A 4,188-nucleotide genomic window follows, 5' to 3' on the forward strand; every position below is an offset into this window, starting at 1 on the left:
TTACAGCGCTGGCTGGACCAGTTTCGCCATCATATTCCTGAACCATGAACACGCCCTCCGGTTCCACCCCCAAGAATTGAACATCTGTATATAGTTCATTGGGGAACTATTAAAATCCATTCACTCATTCACCCTGTTTATTCTTTCGCCCTGCAAAAAATCGCTCGACAACGATTCGCGGATTGCCGAGCCTCTCATCAACTACCTCATCACCCTGAACAGCATTTATTGGAAATACTTCCCATGAAGAATGCTCCCACCCATCATTATGAGTACCATCAAAGTTGCATGCGATACGGAATTGTATATTAGCGGATTGAATCGGAATTGATCCGTATCGTACATAGGCAATAAATTCTGAAGGCTGTACTTCCTGCCACATTGCATCGGGAGAAGGTATAGTTCGCATTACACTGAAATTATGAAATTCAAGATTCAAATTCCCTCTGTACCACGGCTTATCTATTGGACGCGTAGTCATTTTGTACATATTAGTCCTGACATCAACCGTTCTTCCGTCGGCAGATTTTTTATATTGATAATACAACCAGGCATGCAACTCTGGAATCCTGTGATTAAGATAAGCCACTCTGGTTACTGCGTTATCCCAGCCATCAGAATAAGTAAAATCAGTATCAAAAAATTCACCTCGCCCATGATAAATAGTTCCTGACCTTTCAGCTTGGAACTTCGCCCAAAGCTCAACTTCACTCAAATCAATTTTCGCGTCCTTCATAACATTCTCCTCAAGTGAAGTTTTAATTTACTTCCCCGCTGCTCACCCGCCTACTGTCAGAACTGACAGTTAAAAAGATCAAATACTTCTAAAAAAATATTTTATAGACACTAAAATAGCTAACGATTCCCCGCCCTACTTCGACACGCGCAGCAAACTACAACGCCTCGCGCCTTTGCCTACAGATCCGCCAGAATCCGCCGGCTTGTGCGCCTTGCCGATGCCCCGTAACGTGATCCGTGCCGCTGCCAATCAGTGGTCGGGTTTAGTCGCCCGGGAGGTACTGCGAAAGGTGCATGAGCGTCATTAAGTCGGGTATTCCCTATCCCCGCACTCAATGGTGGCTGTGCGCAGGGCGCCCTCGGGCGCGCCGGTTTTTTCGTAGTCCTCCCGGTCGACTAACCTGCGTCCAGCCGCCACCTCTCGTTTAGTCGGTGAGCACTCTGCTGCTGGATCTGGCGGACAGCCTGGAAGACCAACCACGGCATCTGGCGATGGCGATTTATCAGTTGAGCGAGATGGGGTTGTTGCTGGCAGAGAAGACGCTGGACAGTGAGCGGGCGATTGCTGTGGGTTAGCCCGTAGATAGACGTTGTCGGGTCTGATGCCTTCGCGGGCAAGCCCGCTCCCCCAGGGATTTGTTGTGTGCACACATTCCTTGATCAACCCCGGACACTGTGGAAGCGGTCTTGCCCGCGATGGCAATCGTGCGAGCGCCGCCGAAGTCAGGCCGAAGCCGGCAATGGCTGGAAGCTGAAGTACTGGCGCAGCGCCTCGACCAATTGCCCGTATTCCGGAGGCGGGCGTTGCAGGCTGAAGCCGGCGTCGTAATGCAGCGGTGTGGCGTCTTCCTGGCACCACAGGCAGCACGCGTTGAGGTCGATCACCTGCTGGCAACCATCGCTGGCAGGGATTTTCAGGCGTAGATGGAATTCGGCGCCGATCATCATCGGCAACTGACTGATGAGCATCAGCCCGTCTTCGGACACGTTGCCCAGAAAACCGATGGGTTTGTCGGTGACGCTGTTGTACACCCGGAGGAAGTACGGCAGTTGATGCCGTTCGATTCGGCGGTCAGTAAACATGCGCAGTACGCCATGCAAGGCTCCACTAAAGAGCCGCACCTTTGCTTCGGAACGGGCCCGTCTCGCAGACACGCTCTCCCCGCTCCCGGTGTGACGGTCGCCAATACGCCATCACCTCAACCTCTACCAGTCGCAGGTGTTGCCTCGGTTCGGGCGCCAGGCGCCGAACCGGATCAATGGACTATAGCTCAGCTTGTACAGTCGGCCAGCGTTTGTATGACACCCGGCATCAGAAGCGTTGCGGACCTGGCACGGCCGCTGCGCTACGCGTCGGGTAATGACCCAGGCTCTGCAGGGTTTCCAGGCGCGCGCGAGCGCGGAAGGCGTATTCGCTGTTGGGGTACGAGGCGATGATGAACTGGTAGGTCTGCGCCGCGTCGATGTACATTTTTTGCCGTTCCAGGCACTGACCGCGCATCATCGACACTTCCGGCCACACATACGGGCGGGCACGGCTGGCGCGTTCGACCTTGGACAGTTCGAGCATCACCTGCTCGCAATTGCCCCGGTCATAGGCGCTGTAGGCGTTGTTCAGATGATGGTTCATCGACCAACGGGTGCAGCCCGTGACGGCGAGGACGCTGAGGGCAAGGGCGGCAATGGGCACGAATCGCATGGGGTATTCTCCTGTCTTATGAACATTATCGACCTCGGGCGAGAAATCTTCAGAGTCCTTTGTTCCGATTGTCGCGTTCAATAAAGAAAACAATAAGTAGTGCAAACGAACAATGACTACACCCAAAGAGCGTAGTAGCCTCTGCGAGCGCTTGAACCTGAGGAGTCTTTGCATGTCCGTCCGTCGTACCAAAATCGTCGCTACCCTTGGCCCGGCCAGTAACTCGCCGGAAGTTCTCGAACAGCTGATTCTGGCTGGTCTGGACGTCGCCCGTCTGAACTTCTCCCACGGCACCCCCGACGAGCACAAGGCTCGCGCGAAGCTGGTGCGTGACCTCGCGGCCAAGCACGGCCGCTTCGTCGCCCTGCTGGGCGACCTGCAAGGCCCGAAAATCCGTATCGCCAAATTCGCCAACAAGCGCATCGAGCTGAAGATCGGTGACAAGTTCACCTTCTCCACCAGCCATCCGTTGACCGAAGGCAACCAGCAAGTGGTCGGCATCGACTACCCGGATCTGGTCAAGGACTGCGGCGTGGGCGACGAGCTGCTGCTCGACGACGGCCGCGTGGTGATGCGCGTTGAAACCGCCACTGCCACCGAACTGCACTGCATCGTGACCATCGGCGGCCCGCTGTCCGACCACAAAGGCATCAACCGTCGCGGCGGCGGCCTGACTGCTCCGGCCCTGACTGAAAAAGACAAGGCCGACATCAAGCTCGCCGCCGAAATGGAAGTCGACTACCTCGCCGTGTCTTTCCCGCGTGATGCGGCGGACATGAACTACGCCCGTCAACTGCGCGATGAAGCTGGCGGCACTGCCTGGCTGGTGGCGAAGATCGAGCGCGCCGAAGCCGTGGCCGATGACGAAACCCTCGACGGTCTGATCAAGGCCTCCGACGCCGTCATGGTTGCCCGTGGCGACCTCGGTGTGGAAATCGGCGACGCCGAGCTGGTGGGCATTCAGAAGAAGATCATTCTGCATGCACGCCGCCACAACAAAGCGGTGATCGTGGCGACCCAGATGATGGAGTCGATGATCCAGAACCCGATGCCGACCCGCGCCGAAGTGTCCGACGTGGCCAACGCCGTGCTCGACTACACCGACGCCGTGATGCTGTCTGCCGAATCCGCTGCCGGCGCTTATCCGCTGGAAGCCGTGCAGGCCATGGCGCGCATCTGCGTTGGCGCTGAAAAGCACCCGACCAGCAAGACGTCCAGCCACCGCATCGGTAAGGAATTCGAGCGCTGCGACGAGAGCATTGCGCTGGCGACCATGTACACCGCCAACCACTTCCCGGGCGTCAAGGCGATCATCGCGCTGACCGAGAGCGGCTACACCCCCGCTGATCATGTCGCGTATCCGTTCGTCGGTGCCGATCTACTGCTTCACCCCGCACCGCGAAGCCCAGGCCCGCGCGGCGATGTTCCGTGGCGTGTACACCGTTCCGTTCGATCCGGCTTCGCTGGCCCCGAACGAAGTCAGCCAGAAAGCCATCGACGAGCTGGTCAAGCGCGGCGTCGTGGAAAAAAGGCGACTGGGTCATCCTGACCAAGGGCGACAGCTACCACACCACCGGCGGCACCAACGGCATGAAGATCCTGCACGTTGGCGATCCACAGGTCTGAGTGAATCGCTGAAAACCAAAAGCCCCCGGCATGTGAATGTCGGGGCTTTTTGCATTCTGATCCAACAGATTTTGTATCGGCTCTGGCCTCATCGCTGGCAAGCCAGCTCCCACAGGGCCAGGCGG

Annotated in this window: 3 protein-coding genes and 2 pseudogenes; 2 read left to right on the forward strand and 3 right to left on the reverse strand. The window is 57.1% G+C overall.

The window, feature by feature from the left end; genetic code table 11:
• Positions 1 to 124: 124 nt before the first annotated feature.
• On the reverse strand, positions 125 to 736 hold the full coding sequence (locus tag HT737_RS08605) for a hypothetical protein (RefSeq protein WP_182402227.1): 612 nt from the start codon (positions 734 to 736) through the stop codon (positions 125 to 127).
• Between the two features lie 431 nt (positions 737 to 1,167).
• On the opposite strand from HT737_RS08605, the pseudogene HT737_RS08610 reads away from it, so the two are divergent.
• Positions 1,168 to 1,314, forward strand: a pseudogene (locus HT737_RS08610) (DUF6124 family protein); the annotation flags it as partial.
• A gap of 147 nt (positions 1,315 to 1,461) precedes the next feature.
• On the opposite strand, the gene HT737_RS08615 reads toward HT737_RS08610, so the two are convergent.
• Together HT737_RS08615 and HT737_RS08620 are read right to left on the reverse strand one after the other, a co-directional pair.
• Positions 1,462 to 1,821: a PilZ domain-containing protein gene (locus tag HT737_RS08615; protein WP_047296093.1), complete on the reverse strand. Its 360-nt coding sequence runs from the start codon at positions 1,819 to 1,821 to the stop codon at positions 1,462 to 1,464.
• 229 nt (positions 1,822 to 2,050) lie between these two features.
• Positions 2,051 to 2,437: a tol-pal system YbgF family protein gene (locus HT737_RS08620; RefSeq protein WP_047296095.1), complete on the reverse strand. Its 387-nt coding sequence runs from the start codon at positions 2,435 to 2,437 to the stop codon at positions 2,051 to 2,053.
• A gap of 172 nt (positions 2,438 to 2,609) precedes the next feature.
• Between HT737_RS08620 and pyk the strand changes: the two are divergent.
• Positions 2,610 to 4,063: pseudogene (pyk, locus tag HT737_RS08625) on the forward strand (pyruvate kinase).
• The last annotated feature ends 125 nt before the right edge of the window (positions 4,064 to 4,188 follow it).

It is taken from the genome of Pseudomonas sp. MD195_PC81_125 (assembly GCF_014060985.1).
In the GTDB taxonomy this organism is placed as follows: Bacteria; Pseudomonadota; Gammaproteobacteria; order Pseudomonadales; family Pseudomonadaceae; genus Aquipseudomonas; species Aquipseudomonas parakoreensis.